The 20,219-nt window shown below is 68.6% G+C and carries 12 protein-coding genes and 1 tRNA gene; 1 reads left to right on the forward strand and 12 read right to left on the reverse strand.

What is annotated here, in order from left to right; translation table 11 throughout:
* Nucleotides 1-12: 12 nt before the first annotated feature.
* The 12 genes from ACWETB_RS03215 to ACWETB_RS03270 all read right to left on the reverse strand — a co-directional run bounded on the left by ACWETB_RS03215 (nt 13) and on the right by ACWETB_RS03270 (nt 19,163).
* A complete protein-coding gene (locus tag ACWETB_RS03215; RefSeq protein WP_452209251.1) occupies nt 13-2,793 on the reverse strand; it encodes an acyltransferase family protein in 2,781 nt (926 codons plus the stop codon).
* A gap of 182 nt (nt 2,794-2,975) precedes the next feature.
* Nucleotides 2,976-5,951: an acyltransferase family protein gene (locus tag ACWETB_RS03220; RefSeq protein ID WP_452209253.1), complete on the reverse strand. Its 2,976-nt coding sequence runs from the start codon at nt 5,949-5,951 to the stop codon at nt 2,976-2,978.
* A gap of 230 nt (nt 5,952-6,181) precedes the next feature.
* Nucleotides 6,182-7,000 carry an SGNH/GDSL hydrolase family protein gene (locus tag ACWETB_RS03225; protein WP_348804182.1) on the reverse strand — a complete coding sequence of 273 codons (819 nt, stop codon included), beginning with the start codon at nt 6,998-7,000 and terminating at the stop codon, nt 6,182-6,184.
* 153 nt (nt 7,001-7,153) lie between these two features.
* Nucleotides 7,154-9,250: a protein kinase domain-containing protein gene (locus ACWETB_RS03230; protein WP_452209256.1), complete on the reverse strand. Its 2,097-nt coding sequence runs from the start codon at nt 9,248-9,250 to the stop codon at nt 7,154-7,156.
* 52 nt (nt 9,251-9,302) lie between these two features.
* Nucleotides 9,303-11,822, reverse strand: a complete 2,520-nt coding sequence (locus ACWETB_RS03235; protein WP_452209258.1) for a protein kinase domain-containing protein — start codon at nt 11,820-11,822, stop codon at nt 9,303-9,305.
* Between the two features lie 141 nt (nt 11,823-11,963).
* Nucleotides 11,964-12,878: a YfaP family protein gene (locus ACWETB_RS03240; protein ID WP_449743764.1), complete on the reverse strand. Its 915-nt coding sequence runs from the start codon at nt 12,876-12,878 to the stop codon at nt 11,964-11,966.
* Between the two features lie 348 nt (nt 12,879-13,226).
* A tRNA-Val gene (locus tag ACWETB_RS03245) sits at nt 13,227-13,301 on the reverse strand.
* A 93-nt stretch (nt 13,302-13,394) separates the two neighbouring features.
* Nucleotides 13,395-14,096, reverse strand: a complete 702-nt coding sequence (locus ACWETB_RS03250; RefSeq protein ID WP_449743763.1) for a CPBP family glutamic-type intramembrane protease — start codon at nt 14,094-14,096, stop codon at nt 13,395-13,397.
* A 4-nt stretch (nt 14,097-14,100) separates the two neighbouring features.
* Nucleotides 14,101-15,171: an NAD(P)H-binding protein gene (locus ACWETB_RS03255; RefSeq protein WP_452209261.1), complete on the reverse strand. Its 1,071-nt coding sequence runs from the start codon at nt 15,169-15,171 to the stop codon at nt 14,101-14,103.
* Between the two features lie 95 nt (nt 15,172-15,266).
* Entirely contained in the window at nt 15,267-16,250 is a 984-nt protein-coding gene (locus ACWETB_RS03260; RefSeq protein WP_449743761.1) for a helix-turn-helix transcriptional regulator, read from the reverse strand.
* A gap of 77 nt (nt 16,251-16,327) precedes the next feature.
* Nucleotides 16,328-18,181 carry a protein kinase domain-containing protein gene (locus tag ACWETB_RS03265; RefSeq protein WP_452209263.1) on the reverse strand — a complete coding sequence of 618 codons (1,854 nt, stop codon included), beginning with the start codon at nt 18,179-18,181 and terminating at the stop codon, nt 16,328-16,330.
* 4 nt (nt 18,182-18,185) lie between these two features.
* Complete coding sequence (locus ACWETB_RS03270) at nt 18,186-19,163, reverse strand: alpha/beta hydrolase family esterase (protein ID WP_452209265.1); 978 nt, start codon at nt 19,161-19,163, stop codon at nt 18,186-18,188.
* Nucleotides 19,164-19,339: 176 nt separating this feature from the next.
* Between ACWETB_RS03270 and ACWETB_RS03275 the strand changes: the two genes are divergently transcribed.
* A complete protein-coding gene (locus ACWETB_RS03275) occupies nt 19,340-20,161 on the forward strand; it encodes a maleylpyruvate isomerase family mycothiol-dependent enzyme (protein WP_452209508.1) in 822 nt (273 codons plus the stop codon).
* Nucleotides 20,162-20,219 lie beyond the last annotated feature (58 nt).

A 20,219-nucleotide genomic window follows, 5' to 3' on the forward strand; every position in this document is an offset into this window, starting at 1 on the left:
CGTCGACCGGACTCAGATCGGGCAGGAGATCGAGCGATCCCGCTGCCCGGTGACCGCCTGCCGTAGACCGGCGGTCACGGCGTCGGCATACATCCAGGTGCCCGGCCCGATCGGGTGGACGTCGTCGGGCCCGAGATTCTCCGGGTGCGCGGCGGCCGCCTGGCACCACGGCGCGAGGAAGACGTCGGCGTGTCGCGGTGCGTAGCGCAGGACCTGTTGCGCCGCCTGGGGGATGCCGTCGACGGGACCGAACGGAACCAGCAGGATGATCTTGTGGCCGGGCCCGATCTCTTTCAGGATGCGGTCGAGTTGACCGTCGAACGCCTGCCCGTTGGTGCCGAATCCGAGGACCACGTACTTGCGTAGCGCTCGGGTGGCGGCGAGATTCTGGATGACGCCCTCGCCGCCGGAATAGTGGCGGGAGACCTGCGCGTCGATGTAGATCCCGGGGAATCGGGCGATCAGGGCCTGCGACGAGGCCAGCATCACCGAGTCGCCGATCGCGGTGATGGTCCGCCCGGCCGGCAGGGTCGGGGCGACGGGTGTCGGACGCGGCGGAGGTTGTTGCTGCGCAAAAAGATTCGCTTGTTGCTGGAGTCGGGCGAGCTCTTCGAGTTGGGTCTCCAACTGTGACTTGGCCGGGCTGGTCCCCAGGGCCACGCCGGCGAAGAGCACCACGGCCATCGACGCGGCCATCGCGGCGGCGAGGGACGGGACGCGTTCCGACGAACCGAGGCCGGCAAGCACGCCACGGAAACCGCGGCGTCGGAACGGTGTCTCGATCCAGCGGTAGGACATCTCGGACAGGACCAGGGTGACAACGCCGGCGAGGATGCCGATCGCCCAGTCGGGCCACGCCTCGTGGGCGCGGGCGTTGCCGCCGTCGAGCCATTGCCGCAGGAACACCACGACCGGCCAATGCCACAGGTACAGGCTGAACGACCGTTCGCCGAGCCACCGCAGGACCCTGACGCGCAGCAGCGCCGCCACCGGTCCGGTTTCGCGGATGGCGTTGTGGACGACACACGCGGTGAGGATGCTCGCCACCACCAGGCCGCCGCGGTAGGTGATCGGCGCGGTGTCGGGAAGCGTGAACAGCAGGACGACGAGTCCGACGAAGGCCAACGGTGCGAGGGTCCACCCGATCACGGTCGCCGCACGGGCACCGACCCGTCGCGGCCACGAGTCGCGGGCCTCGGCGTCGGGTGTGGTGACCAGCAACGCCAGCACCACGCCGATGAGCAGCCCGAAGGAGTGGGTGTCACTGCCGAAGTAGACGCGACTCGGGTCGGTACTCGGGTCGTAGAGCAGCACCATCGCCGCCACCGACGCCGACGCGAGGCCGGCCGCGACCACCGCCATCATGCGCAGCCGCGTCCGCAGTCGAGCGCGCCGGAGCAGCCACAGCATCGCGATGAACACCAACGGCCAGACGAGGTAGAACTGCTCCTCGATAGCCAGCGACCAGTAATGCATGAAGATCTGCGGTGTGGTGTCGGCGAAGTAGCTGTGCGACTGGGCGATCTGTACCCAGTTGTTGACGAAGAACGCCGACCCGAGGAACTGATTGACCAGTGCGACGGCGACGTCACCGCTCATCAGGCCGGCGACCGCCGTGCAGATCACCAGCACGGTGATCGCCGCGGGCAGGATGCGTCGCGCTCGCCGTTGCCAGAACCGCGACAGGGAGGTGGCGTGGGTGGCGCCACGCTCGCGCACCAACAGCGAGGTGATGAGGAAACCGGACAGGACGAAGAAGATGTCGACGCCGAGATATCCACCGGGCATCGCGGGTCCGTAGAAGTGATACACGGCCACCGACAGCACCGCGACACCCCGCAGACCGTCGAGGGCGAGCGCATGCCGGATGCGACCGGGCGCCGCGGGGGTGGGCGGGGCCGGCTCGGTCTCGGCGGCGCCGGCCGCAGCGGGTGTGGCGGGCTCGTCGACGTGGACGGGGAAGGGTTCGGTGGCGGCGTCGGTGTCGGCCTCCGCGGTGGCGACGACCAGCGGGTCCGGGGCGGGCGTGTCCGGTCGGGCACCGAGGGGCGGCATCAACTCCCGGCGTCGCGGTCGCATGATCGGAATCGGTGCCGGCATCGGGGCCAGGTCGTCTGCTGGTTCGGCGACGTTTCCGACCCGGGAATCCGAGGCGTCGAACTCGGCCTCGTCGGACGGCTCGTCGGCCGGGGCTTCATCCGAGTCGGCGTCGGTGTGAGTGTCGGCGCGAGTGCCGGTGTGGTCGTCGGCGACGTCGCTCCCGGGCGTGGACGGCTCGCCAGGAGATTCATCGTGGGCGCAACGATCGGCCGGATCGCTCGCAGGCGTTGCCGCGTCCGGATCGCCTACCGACGGCGCTGTGTCGGGGACCCCGATGGCGTCGTCGCGTTCGAGCGTCGGTGCTGATTCCGCGTCGGTGGTGGGCGACGCGGTGGTGTCCGGCTCGGTGGTGTCAGGTTCGGTGGCGTCCGGCTCGGTGGTGGGCGCCGGATCGTCGGCAGTCGTGAAATCGACTGCCGGGTCCGACTCATCGTCGTCGACGAGCGACGTCGATGGGACCGGCGGCGGGGGATATCCGCTGATGGCGGGTCCGACACCGGCTCCGACGAGCTCATGGGCCTGTTCGGCGGCGGGAGCGGTGACGACCGGCTCCGAGGTGCCGGTGACCGTGGCGGCCTCGGTGCGCCGGGCCAGATGACGTGCCTGTACGCCGGTCAACCAGGACACGAGACGATTGACCACGGTGAGCAGGGCGAGCAGGAAATCGTTGATGGGTGTGGCCCCCGGGGACACGTCGGCGTTGGGTGGTTCGAGACGAGGGTTGGTTCGCGGCAGCGGCCGGTCAAAGTGTAGACCGCTGCGACCTTCGCGACATCATCGGCTTCCGGCCCTGTCGATCACGCGGGGGACAGGCCCCGTTCATGGGTGATCCTAATGGGGGACAGTGGGTTTCGCTCGCGACGCAACCCGGTGGGTCAGCCCTGGCGGGGCGGCGTTGCGGTCTGCGGGCTGGTCGGTGCGGGACGCGGTGTCGGCGACGGCGGGATCGTCTGCACGCCCGACGACTCGAGTAGGCATCCCTGAGGCGGTGCGTCGGTGGCCGGGAACACCGACGCCAAGGCGATCGAAAATCGGTAGGCGCGCTGGATGTAGCCGGCCGGGGTGTAGTGGATGCCGTCGCTGAACCAGTCGGGACGCGCCTCGGCGGCCCAGTTGTACAGACGCAGGTTCGGGTAGCGCTTGCAGGCGCGGAGCAGCGCCTTGTTGAACCGCTGCATGGCGGCATTGTTGTACGCCGGATTCTGGTTCAACGGGCTGGTGATCACCGTCGGCCAGAGCACCTGCTCGTCTTTCAGGGGGCCGAGCAGCCGGTCGATGCGCATGTCGACCGGTCCCTGGCCGCCGACCTCCACATTGGCGGTGTCGTTGATTCCCATCGCCATCACCCAGCAGCCACGTTCGCCGCGCGCCAGGTGACCCTGGATCGCGGTCACCGCGTTCGGCTCGCCGTTGACCAGTTCGAGGCTCGACCGGGCGCCCTGGATGTCGGTGATGACGTTCTTCGCACCGACTGCCCGGTATCGTCCGGCGATCCGGTCGGCGGGGTTGGGCAGGTTGTCGGGGTCGTTCATACCGATCGATGTCGAGTCACCGATGTGGATCACCGTCGTGCAGCTGGTGCGGCGTTGGGTGACCGGCAGCAGTGGCCCGGCCGGTCGGGTCGACGGCGTCGTCGGGAGATCCTCGGCCAGGGACGCATTGTCCAGCGAATCCGGGGTGTCGGCATGCAGTCCGCCGAGCGCGACGAGTCCGCCGACCGCCAGCGCGGCGACCACGACGATCGAGATGATCAGATGCGACTGCCGGCGACGTCGCCGCAGACTCGGTGTCGACGGAGCCGGGCCGTGCGGACCATGCGGCGGCTGACCGGGTCGGGGTGGCGCGACCGGGATGCGGGCGGTCTCGGCGTCGGCCGGGGAGGCCGGGCTTTCGTGAACCGGGCTCTCGTGAACCGGGCTTTCGAGAACGGGGGCGTCGTTCACCGGCTGCTCGTTCGCCACGAAATCGGTGGCGTCCAGCGCGGCCTCCACGTCGATGGCGACCGGGATCTGGACCGTGTCGGCGTCGGTCGGTCCGACCGCGGGTGTCGGTTCGGAACCGCCGAGGGTTTCGCCGGTGTCAGACGGGGCGTGATCGGCCGCGCTGCTCGGCTCACTGCTCATCGAGTCCGGGGTGTCGACAACCCGCATGATGGGAATCTCGATCGTGGCATCGTCATCGACGGCTGCGTCATCGACGGTCGCGGTCTCCTCGAGGTCCGCATCGGCGGCGGCGCGGGCCACCGGAATCTCGGCGGTGGCGTCGTCGTCCGTTGGTGCTTCGTCTGCCGGTGCGTCGGGTTCGGCCTTGGTGAGCGAGACGGCCGGGGTTTGCACGGTCTCGGTGGCCGGGAGGTAGCCCTCGTCGAGTGCGGCTTCGACGTCGATGGGCATGTCCGCGGACGAGAGCGTTTCGACCTCCATCGGATCGGGTGCCTCGGCCGGTGTGGGGTCTCCGGTGGGTGAGTTCTCGCCGGTGCTGACGTCGGCCGGTTCGGGCGCGGTGTCGCCGGGCACGCCGAGTTGCCAGCCCGACGTCGCCGGGACCGTCTCCGGTGCGGTCGACGACGTGGCCTGCGCGAGGGGACCGGCGGTGTCCGGGGTCAGGGTGTCCGGGGTCACGATCTCCGGTGTCGCGGTCTGCGCCGCGCGGGCTTCGACGCGCTGCTGGAGGGCGTCCAGCCATCCGGTGAAGCGGGTGGTGAGGGCGATCAACCAGGCCAGGAAGTGGTTCATGAGTGTGTCTTCTGGATCGCGGGGAGTGGTGAAGGCCTTGCGGAAACCCTGACGTCGGATCGGGTCCTCGACGTACCGCCAGGACAGTGACGACAGGATCAGCGTCGTGACGACGACGATGATGCCGGTGGTCACGGGTTTCTCGGACCGGAAGGTCGCCGGCATGAACGCGATGATCGGCATGTGCCAGAGGTAGATGCCGTAGGAGCGTTCACCGATCCATCGCAGTGGTGGGATCGCCAGCACCGTCGCGACCAGCGATTCCGGTACCACCGTGGCGATGAGGACCGCGACCGTTGCGATCGACAGGAGCGCGATGACGTTCTGATACAGCGACAGCGATCCGTCGGGGGTGGTCGCGATCAGGTAGACCATCAGACCCAGTCCGGCCAGTGCGAACACGTCGATGGTGCAGCGCTGATTGTGGCTGACCGTCCGGGCGCGGGCCGGCCACCAGAACGCCAACGCCGCTCCGAGGAGGAGTCCGCCGGCGCGGGTGTCGGTGCCCTCGTAGGCGCGGGTGTTGTCGAAGCCGGCGTGCGCCACGCCGTTGAGCAGCAGGAACGAGACCAGCGCCAGGGCGAGGATCACCAGGGTGACCCAGATCCGCTTCTTGAAGACCAGCAGGAGCAGCCCCAGGAGCAGCGGCCAGAACAGGTAGAACTGCTCCTCGATCGACAGCGACCAGAGGTGATCGAACGGGCCCGGTCCGCTGAACCTGTCGAAGTAGGAGTCCGACGATCCGATGTTGTACCAGTTGTTGACGTAGAACAGGGCCGAGAGCGCCTGCCAGGAGAACTTCGCGAGTTTGTCGGGCATCGCGATCGCGGCCGCGATCAGCGAGGTGCCCAGGACGAGCAACACCGCCGGGATGAGTCGGCGCGCACGTGCGAGCCAGAAACGTTTGAGTTCGAAGCCGCCGGTGCGTGCCCGCGTCGCCAGCAACAGCGACGTGATCAGGAATCCACTGAGGGTGAAGAACACCCCGACGCCCAGCAGTCCGCTGGAGAATCCCGGGACGTGGAGGTGGTAGAGCACGACGAAGCCGACCGCGAGCGCGCGGAGGCCGTCGAGTGCGGGGAGGTACGTGGACCCCTTGTGGGTGGGACGTGGCATACGGGCAGACTGCGGCTTCGTTCTGGAGGCGGGCGGGGGTGACAACTGTGTCCAGGTGCGCCGAAAGGGTGCACCAGCCGATCAGTGTAGCCATGTCCGCCGACAATTCCACAGCGCCGTCACGGGACTGTCGTCCGGACGGGTGAAGGTCTGTCCGATTCGCGAAATCAGAGTGTGTCACAAAGGTTTTCGATGCGGAGGTCCTTTGCATCCGCAAGGGTCTCGAGGACTCAGCCCGCGACCCATTTCACCGTCGGTGTGGCACCTGTTCCGGGAGGGAAAGCGGTGGCCAGCGCGTCGGCGAAGCGACGGTTGCGTTCGGCGGTACCGGCGGCGGTGTAGTGGATGCCGTCGGCGAACCAGCCCGGCTGGGCGACCGCCGCCCAGTCGTAGACGGCCAGGTTCGCATACCGCACCGACGCCCGACGCAACGCATTGTTGAACGACGTCATCGCCGCGGCGTCGTAGGCCTGATTGCTCGGGTCGGAGGTGGCGACCGTCGGCCACAGCACCGGCCGGCCCTGGAGCTGACCCATGATGCGGTCGATTCGTGCATCGGCGTCCACCGAACTGCCGACCGCGATGTTGGCGGCGTCATTGACACCCATCGCGATCACCCAGCAGCCCTGCTGTCCCTTGGCCAGATGGGCGGCCACGGCGTCGTCGGCGTTCGGGCGTCCGTTGAGCTTCTCCACGATCGAGCGGCCACCGTCGGCGTCGAGCTCGACCGTCGTCGCACCCACGCGCTTGTACTGTGCCGAGAGGGTGTCGGCGGCGGTGGGGACGTGGGAGGTGTCATCGACGCCGACCGAGGTGGAGTCACCGATCTGGATGACCGAGGTGCAACGTGTGGTTCCGGGTGCGCCGTCGGGGCGCAGCAGATCGCCCAGCCCGGGGATCGCGGGGAGCAGATCCTGAAGCCCACCGAGCTCCGACGACGAGTTGGGCAGTTGCCCGGCGATAGCGCCGGCGATGTCGTCGATCGGGTCGGCCGAGGCCGTTCCCGCTCCGAGGAAGGCGATGGCCGCCGACGCGCCGAGCGTGGCCACGCCCGCACGGCGCAGGGTCCGGCGGCGACGGCGTCCGGTGGTTCCGGGTCTGGTACCAAAGAATTGAGTCACAATAGTCCCACTGAACTACATCAGTAACTCCTGTTGCAATTCGAGGCGGGCTACAGGTTGATCACGAATGGATGATCCGTGTCAGGAGAAAGTGACCTTTGTCGGCGTTCGAACGGAGTCGGTGGTTCCGTTGCCGATCTCGCCGTAGCTGTTGAGTCCCCAGCAGTAGATGTCGTCGTCGGCGATGGCACATGTGGTTCCGCTGGCGATCGAGACCGCTGTCACATTCTTCAGACCCGCGACGTCGGCCGGGGTCAGTTGATCGTCGAAGCCGCGCGGCCCGCGGGAGTCTCCCCAGCACTTGAGGGTTCGTGTGGTGGTGATCGCGCAGGTTGACCCGTAGCCGGTCACGACCGCCAAGGTGTCGGGCAGCACCGTCACCGGGGTGAGTCGAGTGGTCGTCGTACCGTCGCCGATGGCCCCGGACGTGTTGTCCCCCCAGCAATACGCGGCATCGTCGGATCGGCGCGCACAGGTCGTCCCGTCGTCGAAGGTGTCGCCGGACGATATCGCCGCCGGATAGGTGAAATCCTTCACCTGGGTCGGGGTGAGCCTGTTGACGCGCGTACCGTCGCCGATCTGTCCCTGCTCGTTGTGTCCGAAGCAGTACGCGTCGCTGTCGGCGATGGCGCACGTCGTCTCGTCGCCCACGGACACATCGGTGACCGATTGCAGTGACTCGACCTTGGTGGGTGCGGTGCGCGCGGTCGTGGTGCCGTCGCCGAGTTGCCCCTCGGTGTTGGTGCCCCAGCAGTACAGGAAGCTGCCGGCGATGGCGCAGAAACTCGACCCGTTGGTGGAGATGTCGGTGACGTCGCTGATGCCCGGGACCTTGGTGGGGGTCCGGATGTTGTCCAGGGTTCCCCAGCAATACGCCTCACCGGAGGCCACCGCGCAGACGCTGCTGCCGCTGGCCGAGATGTCGGTGACATCGGTGATGCCGACCACCTTGGTGGGCGTCGTCTGGTTGCTGTTGGAGCCGTCGCCCAACTGGCCGTGATCGTTCTGTCCCCAGCAGTACGCCTCCCGGTCCCGGATGGCGCAGGACACGAAGACCCCGACGGAGATGTCGGTGAACGACGGAGCGGCCACCGCGTCCACCGGCGACGAATCGGACCGGTGCGTCGCCCACACGGTGGCGGCCACGGCGAGGACGGCCACCACGATCAGGGCGGCCGCCGCCAGGAGCAGGTGGCGTCGACGATGCGGTGACCGGTCACGCGATTCGAGGGTCGGGGCGTTGCCGTCGATCAGACCGGCTGCGGGCGCATCGGGGACGGGCGACGCGACCGCAGATGCCCCGAAGCTGCCCGAGGTGAGTGGGACGGAGTCGGCGGCCGGACCGTGGCCGGACGAGACGGCCAGCACGGCGGCGAGTTCGCCGGCGAGCGCGGCGCAGTCGGGGTAACGCTGCGCGGGGTCCTTGGCCAGGGCCCGCCCGAAGATGGGATCGAGAGCGGCGAGGTCCGGTCGCAGCGTCGAGATCGGCGGCGCCGGTTTCGCCAGCAGGGCGGCCATCATCGCCGACGGGGTGGGTGCCTCGAAAGGTGCTTGGCCGGTGAGGAGTTCGTAGATGGTGCAGGCCAGTGAGTACTGATCGGACGCTGGTCCGGCAGGTTGGCCGTCGATGATCTCGGGCGCGGCATAGGCGAGGGTGCCGATGAACGCGTGGGTGGCGGTCATCCGGGTCGAATCGGCGAGTTTGGCGATGCCGAAGTCGAGCAGGACGACCTGGTCGATGGAGTCGTCGGGTTCGCGGGTGCAGATGATGTTGGCGGGTTTGATGTCGCGATGGATGACCTGGTGCCGGTGGGCGTAATCGAGCGCGGTGGCGGCGCGGGTGGCGACGGTGGCGACATCGGTGTCGGGGAGACCGCCGTGGGTCAGGTCGGTGCCGTCGACGTAGGTCATGGTGAACCACGGAGCGTCGTCGGTGACGCCGTAGTGGTGGATGGCGACGATGCCGGGATGGTTCAGCATCGCTACCGTGCGGGCCTCGTTGACGAAGCGCTGATGGAATTCGGTGTCGTCGCTGACGGACAGGGAGATGATCTTGAGGGCTTCGCGGCGCAGCAGATGCGGGTGCTCGACGAGATACACCGCCCCCATGCCGCCGGAACCCAGTTTGTCCAGGACGTGGTAGCCCGCGAAGGAGCTGCCGATCTCCAGTTGTGCCATCTCTACCGGATCCCCTCAGTCCGCACCAGCGAGGGCAGCGTGTCCGCCCGCATCAGAACGCGACCTCGGTCGGCGACTCGACGTAGTCGGCGGTACCGATACCGGCCTCACCGTCCTGGTTGTAGCCCCAGCAGTACACCGACTGGTCGGTGGCGGCGCAGGTCGTCGCGGCCGCCGTCGTCACCGCTGTCGCCGTTCCGGTGATGCCGGTGACCTTGGTCGGTGTCAGCAGGTACCCGCGCGGGTCCTTCACCGCCGCGTTGCTGTTGTTGTTGCCCCAGCAATACGGTGCGTCGTCGGTGGTGGCGCAGATGGTCTGGCCTCCCAGCGCGACGCTGCGGACATTCGATACCCCGGCCACCTGTGTCGGCACGCGTGTGAGTCGTCGTGTCCCGTCGCCGATCTGGCCGTAGGTGTTGTTGCCCCAGCACCACAGGGTGGACTCGCTGACCGCGCACGTGGTGCCGACCGACGTCGTGAGGTCGGTGACCGACGCGATGTTCGGAATGCGGACCGGGGAGCGCTGGTCGGTCATCGTGCCGTCGCCCAGTTGGCCTTGCCGATTGTCGCCCCAGCAGTACACATCCCCCGAGCGGGTCAACGCGCAGGTCTGGGCAGAGTCGGTGGTCATTGCGGTGATGTCGGTGACGCCCCGGACCTTGGTCGGGGTGGTGCTCGGGTCGGTGGTGCCGTTGCCGATTTGACCGTGGGTGTTGGCTCCCCAGCAGTAGGCACCGCCGTCGGCGACCGCGCAGGTCGTCGACGCGGAGCGAACGTCGTTGCCGGACAGGTACACATCCGAGCCGACCGCCACCGATGTCACGTGGGTCAACGAGCCGACCTTGACGGGCGTCGGGTGGTCGGTGGTGGTGCCGTCGCCGAGTTGGCCGTCGGCGTTGCCGCCCCAGCAGTAGAGCGAACCGCCCGCCACCGCGCACGCCGAGGTCCAGCCCACCGAGATGGCGGTGACATTGCTCAGTCCCTCGACCTTCACCGGCGTCATCGCGGGCGTGGTGGCACCGTTCCCGAGTTTGCCGTCGGCGGAATCGCCCCAGCAGAAGGCCTGTTTGTCGCGGATCGTGCACGTGGTGCCGTGTCCGGTCGACAGCGTCGTGGCCGTCACTTGGGTCAGTTCACCGGACCCGTCGCCGACGACCAGCAGGGTGGCGCCCACGGCAACCGCCGCGACGATCACCGCGGCCAGGACGCCGAGGCCGATCGCCAGAGCGCGTCGCGGCCGACGGCGCGGCGTGGGTGTGGCGGCGTCGGGGTTCGGTGCCGTCGGGGCTGCGCTGCCGGGGTAGGTGTGGCCGACACGCTCCGGGCCGGGTGAGCGGTCGGCCGTTGGGGGTAGCGCGTCGGGCGAGGTCGTCCCCGATGGTGTCGCCGAAGGAGTGAGGAGGGCTTGCGACGAGGTGGAGGTCTGCGGCGGTCCGCTCACCGGCGGCGCAGCCGCGGGCGGGCGCGGAGGTTCGGTGAACGCCGACGGAACCGGTGGCGGAGGCGTCGTGTCGGTGGGCACCAGGGTGGGCGCCGATGCCGAGGGAGCGGCCGGTGGAGCGGCGAGTGCACCGGCCGACGGGGTACCTGTTGTCCCGGAGTCGGACTCCGGCGGTGTGGTGGCCGGCGCCGTGGTGTGTCTCGGTGCGGGCGCGGATGGCGGTGGAACGGGTGCCGCCTCGGGCGCGGGCGTGGATGACTGGCCGCGTCCACGCAGAGACGGTGCCGCCTCGGGTGCAACCGAAGGCGCTGCCGCGCCGGAACCGCCGAGTACCGCAGCGACACTGGCGACGAACGACCGGCAGTCCGGATAGCGACGGGTGGGCGCCTTGTCGAGGGCGTGTCCGAACACCCGGTCGGCGGCTGCGAGATCGGGGCGGCGGGCGCTCAGCGGCGGTGCCGGCCGATGGAGGTGCCCGTCGATCACCTCCGAATCCGATGATCCGATGAAAGGTGCTGTACCCGTGAGCAATTGGTAGAGGATGCACGCGAGTGAGTACTGGTCGGAGGCCGGGCCGGCGGTCTGCCCGCCGATGACCTCCGGTGCCGTGTAGATCGCGGTGCCCGCCAGCGGATCGAGTGTGGGGCGTCCGGTGAGGCCGATGACGCCGAGGTCGAGCAGGACGGCGCTGCCGGGCGCCCCGGCCGCGACGTCGGAGGCGAGCAGGATCTGATTCGGCGCGAGGTCCCCGTGGACCAGGTGACGACGGTGGGCATGATCGAGGGCGTCGGCGATCAGGTCTGCGATCGCGAGCGCCTGCGCGTCGGGCCGTCGGTCGCCGGTGAGGAGATGGCCGTCGACGTAACGGCTGGTCAGCCACGCCCGGCCGGCGTCGACGCCGAACTGCAGGACTCCGGCCAGGCCCGGATGGATGACACCCTGCATCGCTCGTGCCCGGTGGGCGAACTGCGACGGGGCCTCCGGCGTGCGGGTGTCGAGGGTGAGAATCCGCAAGACCTCACGCCGCGGCGGTGCGGAGTGGTCGGCGATGAACATCTGGCCGAGGGCGTCGGCGCGGATGGGCGCGACGAGTCGGTAGCCGCCGACAGTCCCGCCCGTGCTCGCGTTCAACCAGACCCCCTTTGGTGCGCCATCCGCGATGTCGACGTCACGATACCCAACCGATGTCGCGGATTTCCCGGGTGGTCATTCGATCGCACTGTCCGGACGGCACGTTCGCGCGTCGACGCGGCGTGCGGGACGGAGTGTGGTTCAGCCGACCTGGAAGGTGGTGACTTCGTGGATCTCGGAGGTGTCGGCAGTCCGGTTCGGGGTCGAGAGATTGCCCGTATAGGTCTGTGGTGCCTGCCCACCCACACTGACCGTCACCACATAGTTCGTCGAGGACGTGCCGCACGACGCGTACAGGTTGACATACACCGTGTAGGTGCCCGAAGCGGCCTGCGGGTAGGTGATGTTCTCGTTGCGCTTGCCGTCGATATCGCAGTCGGCGTTGGAGTCGAGATCGAGTTCACCGCCGCTCGACGAGGTCTTCTCGTTGAAGTAGATCTTGCTGCCCGACGGCTCCACGAGGATCAGGTCCAGGTCACTGTCGACGTCCCAGGACGCGGTCACCTGCACGGCACCGGTGCCCACCTTGATGGCCTTGACCTCCTGGCGTACCAACGGTCCCTGATTGCCGGATGCGTCGACGCCGGCGAAGTAGAAGGCGAAGTCCTCCGACGGCAAGGTCTGTGCCAAGGTCATCACTACCGACGCGTTGGAGGTGGCCGACCCCAGTTTCACCTCGGTGTATCCCGGTGCCGGCGCTCCGGTGGGCTGCCCGTTGCGCTTGGCCTCCAAGGCGATGCGCATCGACTGGATCGGGGCTGTCGAGGTGGTGTCCTGCAGCAACGAGCCACCGTTGACGGCGGTGACGTTGTCGCGGAGCGTCAGCTTGGGGCCCGCGTCGTCGCCGCCGCTCAGAGTGCCGCTGACCGTCGACGAACTCGCCCCGGAATCGTTGATCGCGGTGACGCCGGTGACGAAGCCGTCGATGGCGGGCCCGGCCGCGACGGGCGTACCGCTCACCGAGCATGCGGTCGTCAGACCGACGATGACGGAAAGAACTGCGACGACGATCCTGGCGTGGCGACCCCGGCCACGACGTGTCTGTGCGGACTCCATGCAGATGATTAAAGACACCTGAGACCGATTTCGCGAGGGTAATGGTCCGACGTGGCGTGTTTGCCGTGGCTTCGGGGTCGCGTCGGTTCATTCGGGCGGGGGACGTGGGGATCGCCGGACTTATGGGGTGTCGGCCGACTGTCCTTCATCTTCAGAACCGCGATCGCGGTGTGGCCGCAACCGACGACGAGCTGAACCGTGCCCGCCGCGCCGCGGGTGGCCTTGTTGAATTCCGGACCGTGTTGCGGTGTCCGAGGAGGGGGCGTGACGTCACGCCGGCCCTCGATGATCCGAAACGGATGCTGTCGGGATCGCTCGGCATGCAGAAGGCCGGACATGCGTCGATCGTGGTGCGCGCAAAGGGATTCGAACCCCTGACCGCTGGTGTGTAAGACCAGAGCTCTACCGCTGAGCTATACGCGCGGGTCGGTTGGTGAGTGCCGTACCAACACATGAATGTAGCGGTTTGGGTGTGTGACACCCAAACCCAGATCATCCCGAGATCCCGTGGCGGGCTCACCCGACGATCGGCGGCAGCGCGAACAGCACGATCGTCGACCACACGACGTGTGTGCACACGGGGGCGAGAACGCCACCGGTGGCGCGTCGCAGGACCGCGCACACGGTGCCCAGGATGATGGCGGCGAACCCCAGCATCACGTTGCCGCTGGCCAGCGTGGCCGCCACGTAGATCACCGTCGAGGTGATGAGCGGGCGATGGGGGACGGCGGCGGTGAAGACCGCGCCCCGGAAGAACAGTTCTTCTGCGACCCCGTTGCCGAGGGTGATGACCGCGACGAGGGCGAGGTTGCCGCTGTCGGCGAAGGCCAGCACCTGACCGATCAGGTCGTTGAGCGAGGGGATGAGGCGGGTGAGGAAGGCGCCGACGACGAAGCACACGCCGACCGCGACACCGACCACGACGCCGAGACCGGCAGCGGTGCGTACGTCGGCGGTTCCGGTGACGGCGAATCGGCCGGCTCGTAGCGGGCCGCCGAGGACACCACCGATCACCCACACCACGCCCAACGCAATGGTCAGTGGGTAGAACGAGGCGTCGCCAGGCGTCGCCGACAGCGAGAACCCCAGCAGCACGGCGCCGACCACGAGCACACCGGTGACGATCTGGCGTCGTCGGCGTTGATGTGTCGGTGCGGTCGTCTCGCCGTCGGCGGTGAGCGCGCGGTAGGCGGCGGTGAGTCGGGCGTGTGAGTCCACGTCGTCAGACTGGCAGCAGAGTGCGTCCGAGTCGACCCGCGGTGCCGGCGGCAGAGATGATCGCCCCGGCGATGCGTCGACGCAACCGGGGCACGTCGCCGCCGGCCCAGGACGGGTCGGTGGTGGCCAGATGGTGCGGATCGCGCAGGGCGCACACCGATCGCGGGGCCGGCGACGAGACCGCCGCACGCACGGCGTCGCGCATCGGTGTCAGGCCACCGGCGGGATCGGGTACCAGGTCGCGAATGCGATGTTCGGCGGCACGCATCGGGTGATCGAGCGAGGTGATCAGTTCCTCGGTGAGCGACGACGGGATGGGCACCAGGACACCGGCCACCTTCCCGACGAGTCGGGTGCCCACGAACGGTACCGAGAAGCGCACGCGCGGCATCCGGATGGAGTCGAGGTAGGCGTCGAGCACCGACCGGTACTGGCAGGAGTCGGGCCCGGCGATGTCGTAGTCGCCGGGTGGCAGGCCCGGATCGCAGGCCGCCGACAGGTAGTGCAGCACATCGCGAATCGAGATGGGGTCCATGGGGTTTCGGGTCCACGAGGGTTCCGGGATGACCGCCAGACGATCGCCGACGTACCGGATGATCTCGAACGACGTGGAACCCGCGCCGACGATGACCGCGGCCCGTAACCAGACGAGGTCGGCGCCACCGTCGACGCGCAGCGCCTCGCCGGCGTCGGCGCGGCTGCGCAGGTGCGCCGAGAGCTTCTCGTCGTCGGGGACGAAACCGCCCAGATAGATGATGCGCCGCACGCCCGCGTCCCGGGCGGCCGCGGCGACGTGGGAGGCCGCCCGGCGGTCGGCGTCGGCGAAGTCGGAGCGACCGATCCCGTGCACCAGGTAGTAGATCGCGTCGAGGTCACCTGCCCTGCTCAGGGCACGCGACACCGAGTCGGCGTCGTCGGCGTCCATCGACACCGCGGTGACGTCGTCGAACCAGTCGAATCGCGCCAGCCGATCGGTGTTCCGGGAGGTCACGATGACGTCGTGCCCGGCTGCGAGCAGCGTGCACACGAGTCGTGATCCGACGTAACCGGTTGCGCCGGTGACCAAGAGCTTCATGAGGACAACGTAGGTGCGATGTGCGCGCTGCGGAATCGGCCCACGCGACTCGTGGCGTAGTCGCAACGGGTCCGCCGGCATCGGTCACGAAAAGGTCACGACGACCCTCCGCACGCGCGACGGTATCGTGCCGCCAACGTCTCGTGATGGTCGGCGACGGCGCCCAACTCGACCCGCAGCGCATCGGGCTCGATCACCGAGAAGTCCGCGTCGAAGGCATGCATCCAGCGTGCGATGGAGGCCAGTGACGTGGAGAAGACCCGGAGTTCGCACGTCGTCTCGTCGGCGGACTCGAGGGTGCCCCACGAATCCGAGATCATTGGTGCCACCACGGCGAGCGGGGCGTGGATGCGGACCCGGGCCGAGGCCTTCCGGTACACCGACCCGATACTGCGTTCCAAGAACTCCGCGGCCCCGCCGTCGGGGAGTTCTCGAGGCGAGAACCGGGGTCCGGTTGGGGTTTTCGGTTTCATCCGATCCACCCGGAAGGACCGCCAGTCGTCGCGGTCGGGATCGAAGGCCACCAGATACCAGCGCATCCCGTTGCGTACCAACCGGTAGGGTTCCACATCGCGCCGTGACTCGGTGCCGTCGCCGCGGCGATAATCGAAGCGCAGCCGCTCGCGCCGGTGGCAGGTGGTGGCGATGTCGGTCAGTGTCTCGGCCGATACCGCGCCCGGACCGGGTTGGCGCGGAACGGCTTCCAACGACAACGCGTCGAGTCGGTGGCGCAGGCGCGACGGCATCACCTGCCGGAGTTTGCTCAACGCGCCCGCCGAGGCCTCGGCCATGTCGGCCACCGGTCCGGTGGTCACCGCGTCGAGACCGAGCGCGACGGCGAGCACCTCCTGATCGTCGAGTAGCAGCGGTGGCATCTCCGCCCCGGCGCCCAGCCGGTAGCCGCCGCCGACGCCAACCGTCGCATCGACCGGATAGCCGAGCTCACGGAGTTTGTCGACGTCGCGGCGGACGGTGCGGGTGGTGATGTCGAGGCGGTCGGCGAGCTCCTGCCCCGACCATTCCTGCCGCATCTGCAGCAGGGACAGCAGGTGCAGCAGCCGGGCCGAGGTTTCCAACATGGAACCCATGGTGCCCCAGAATGCGGACGATCACTGTCCGCATTCGGGGTCTGCGATCACCGTCGAGGGCCGACCCGTCAGCCGCCGCACTGGGCGGCGGGGATGTTGGTGGTCGGGTCGGTGGTGTTGTCGAGCCACTTGCCGTAGGACTGTCCGCCGAGCTGATTGCGCAGTCGGCAGATGTCGTCGATCGTCCGGCCGGCCACCTGATAGACGGCGTAGATGACATTGCCGTTGTCGTCGCGACGACGCAACGACGAGCACGACTGGTCGGTGCGCAGGTAACTCGAGCCGGGATATGCGTTCAGGTAACCCTGCACCTCGCTCGCCCACGTCGCCTCGTTGACGGCGTTGCCGACGACGACGATGCCGGTGCCGTCGCAGGCGGGGATGCTGATCGGCGTCGACAACCCGAGATCGAAGGCAGCCCGTCCGGTGGGGGCCGCAGTCGTGGGGGTGGCGGTCGTGGGGGTGGCGGTGGTGGGAGCGATCGTCGTCGGCGCGGTGGTCGCGGCCGGCGTCGTGGGTGCCACGGTGGGGATTACCGGTTGTGTCGTCGTCCCGGCCGCGCCGGGCACCTGGGTGTCGGCGCCGCCCCCGGAATTCGATCCGCGTACCAGCGCCCACGCGCCGATCCCGATCCCGGCGACGAGCAGCAGCGCGATGATGATCAGGATGATCAGCACCGGTGAGGTGCGGCGTGGTGGGGCCGCCGGCGCCGGATAGGTGTAGTGCCCGGTCGGCGCGTATGGAGCCGATTGGGTGGCGAAGTGTCCGCTCGGCGTCGGCTGTGGTTGCGGCGCAAACGGTTGCGACGGGAAGGGTTGGGATGGGGCGGGTTGCGGTGGGGCGGTCGGGGGTGCCGACGCATAGCCCCCTGCGACGGGTGTGCTCGGTTTGTTGAGTCGAACCGGGCCGGGCGCTTGGCCGCCCTGGGCGGGACGCCCGGCCGGTGACGGTGCCGGAGAGCGGGTCGACGGTGCCGAGCGGCCCGATGGGGTCTTTCCCGGCGAGTCTGATCCGGGCGGGGTCATGCCGGTGCCGCCGCCGACGACGGGACCGGCGGGCAGGATCGTCGGTGGGGAGATCCGGTGATGCCCGGTGGCACCCTCGTAGGCGGCGCGCGCGGCATCGATCAGCGCGCCCGCGGTCGGAAAGCGGGCACCCGGTTGCTTGGCCATGCCACGCGCGATGACCGGGTCGATCGGTGATCCCAACTGTGGTGGGTCCTGGTTCAGGTGTGCGGCGATGAGCTGTTCGAAGGTGGTGGCCGACACGAAAGGCTGTGAGCCGGAGAGTGTTTCGTAGAGGACGCAGGCCAGGGCGTACACATCGCCGGCGGCGCCGACCTCGCCCGGGCCGAACCGTTCGGGTGCCATGTAGGCGAACGACCCGATCGCGGCGCCGGCCGTTGTCAGTCGGGTGTCGGTATCGGCTTGTGCCAGACCGAAATCGGCGAGGTAGGCGAAGTCGCGGGTGTCGACGAGGATGTTGTCGGGTTTGACGTCACGATGCACGAGGCCGTCGGCGTGGGCGGCATCGAGGGCCTCGGCGGCCTGGGCGAGGATGGCCACCGCGCGGGTCGGTGGCAGTGCCCCTTCACGATTGAGGATGCCGCGCAGATCGGTTCCGTTGACCAATCGCATGTCGATGTAGAGCAGTCCGTCGATCTCACCCCAGTCGTGGATGGGGACGACATGCGGATCGTTGAGTTTGGCCGCGATGCGGGACTCGCGTTCGAATCGGTCGCGAAAGGTGTCGTTGTCGACGAGATCTGGATTGAGGAGTTTGAGGGCGACGATCCGGCCCTTGCCGTTGTCGGTGGCCCGATATACCTGTCCCATGCCGCCGCGCCCGAGCAGTTCCCCGATGGAGTAGGGCCCCAGGGTGGTCCCGGATCGATCCGAGATCGATCGGTCGTCGGTACTCATCGGTTCATACCGTCCGCGGGTGCCGGCCAAAGAACTGCCAGATCAGCTGGGTGGCAGCGACTTTCGTTCCCGGTCCGGTGGCGGTGGCCAGTCGTGCGCCGGGCCAGCCGTGGCCGGCCCCGGTGATCCGGTAGTGCACGATCTCGTGGCCGAGGGCGGCGCAGAGCGGGTAGTCGACGATGGTGGTGGTCGCACTGATGGGGGCCTGCACCGGAGCCGGTAGACACGCGTTTCGCCGAGACCATGCGGTGAGGACGTCGGGGATCGGCGTGTAGCGCTCACCGAAGCGGACGCCACCGTCGTAGTGGATGATCGGGTCGGAGGTCCCGTGAAAGTCGATGACCGACAACGGAGGTGCGCCGGCGCCGGTGCGTCCACCCGGGCAGGCCCGCCAGGTCTGGTCGTAGTAGGCGCCGTTGACGATCGCGTAGGCGGCGAAATCCCCGGACAGTCGGCACGTCAGCATGGACACCAGTCCGCCGCCGTTGGACCGCCCGACCGCGAAGGTTCGGTTGCGGTCGACGCAGAAGGCCGCGCGGATCTCGCGCAGCATCGTCGAGGAGAAGGCCACGTCGTCGGCCTTCGGCGAGGAGTACGGGGCACCCTGCCACGACGTGGTGGAGTCGGTGCCGATGGTGGCGTCCGGATAGACGACGATCGCGGGCAAGTCCGAAAGCCCGGTATAGCGCTCGAACTTCGGTGACTTCTCGCCGTGACCGTAGAAGGCGAGGACCAACGGGAAGGAACTGCGTCCGGTGTATCCGCGGGGCACATGCACCCGATAGGTCCGCGTCACGCCACCCACCCGGGTGGTGTGTGTGGTGTCCGCGCTGGGGACGCGGTTGCCGCCACATCCGGGCGTCACCGCGGATGCCGGTGAGGCGACACCGAGCAGTCCGAGCACGACACCGAGAATGAGCGCGACGGCGGTGAGGGCACGCAGCATGGCTATTCGCGGCAACCCTCGGTGACTTCCGTACACGCGTCTCAGACTAGGGCATGAGCGGCGGTCGGACCGCGAGTAGTCCCAGGTCACCCGAATGGTGGACAGGCTGCGGGACCGGGTGATCCGCGCGACGGCCTGCATCGGCAACGTCGTGGGGCGTAGCGTCACATCGTCAGCCCGACGTTCCCACCAGCCCCATGAGCGGAGACATGATGCCCACCACCACACTGTCGGCCACCGACCTCGTCCCGGCGCTGATCGGTGAGTGGGCGGCACTGCGAGCACTCGCGTCCGACCTCGACGACGCGCAGTGGTCGGCGCCGTCGATTCTTCCGGGCTGGACCAACGCCGACATCATCGCCCACATCGTCGGCACCGAGAGGATGCTCGACGGCCGCGATGTGACCGCGCCGGACGGACTCGCCGGCCGCGATCACGTTCGCAATCCGATCGGCGAACTGAACGAGAAGTGGGTCGAGTACTTCCGCACGCAGTCACGTGCGGAAGTACTCGAGGCATTCGACGAGGTGATCGCCGCCCGCACCGCGGCGCTGAGGGCGATGACCCAGGCGGAGTTCGACGCCGATGCGTTCACCCCGGCAGGCCCCGACACCTACGGCCGATTCATGCGCATCCGGGTGTTCGACTGCTGGATTCACGAGGTGGACCTGCGCGACGCGACGATCGGTGGGGCGCCCGACGAGGCGGCGACGGCCTGGGTGCTCGACGAGATCTCCGCGTCGCTGCCCTTCGTCGTCGGCAAGCGTGCCGGTGCACCGGACGGTACGACGGTGGTCTTCGACATCAGCGGGCCGGCCGCGCGGACGATCCGGGTCGCGGTGAACGGGCGTGCGAGGCTGGTGGATTCGTTCGACGGTGGTGACGATTCCGCCGACGTCACGCTGCGCCTGGAGGCCGCGGATCTGGCGCGCCTGGCCGGGGGACGCAGCTCGGCTAGGCGGGAACGGGTCACCGTGATCGGCGATCAGGACCTCGGGACGGCGATCCTCGACCGTATGGACTATGTGATCTGAGCCCAGTCGACGGTTAATGGCGCCCACTCGACGGGAAAGGGCGCCCACTCGACGGGAA

It is taken from the genome of Gordonia sp. NPDC003950, assembly GCF_053605205.1.

What these genes read in the sequence shown, in the direction of transcription:
- ACWETB_RS03240 (WP_449743764.1), bottom strand. Translation starts at nt 12,878, where the DNA reads ATGGAGTCCGCACAGACACGTCGTGGCCGGGGTCGCCACGCCAGGATC.
- ACWETB_RS03265 (WP_452209263.1), bottom strand. Translation starts at nt 18,181, where the DNA reads ATGAGTACCGACGACCGATCGATCTCGGATCGATCCGGGACCACCCTG.
- ACWETB_RS03275 (WP_452209508.1), top strand. Translation starts at nt 19,340, where the DNA reads ATGCCCACCACCACACTGTCGGCCACCGACCTCGTCCCGGCGCTGATC.
- ACWETB_RS03260 (WP_449743761.1), bottom strand. Translation starts at nt 16,250, where the DNA reads ATGTTGGAAACCTCGGCCCGGCTGCTGCACCTGCTGTCCCTGCTGCAG.
- ACWETB_RS03255 (WP_452209261.1), bottom strand. Translation starts at nt 15,171, where the DNA reads ATGAAGCTCTTGGTCACCGGCGCAACCGGTTACGTCGGATCACGACTC.
- ACWETB_RS03220 (WP_452209253.1), bottom strand. Translation starts at nt 5,951, where the DNA reads ATGCCACGTCCCACCCACAAGGGGTCCACGTACCTCCCCGCACTCGAC.
- ACWETB_RS03230 (WP_452209256.1), bottom strand. Translation starts at nt 9,250, where the DNA reads ATGGCACAACTGGAGATCGGCAGCTCCTTCGCGGGCTACCACGTCCTG.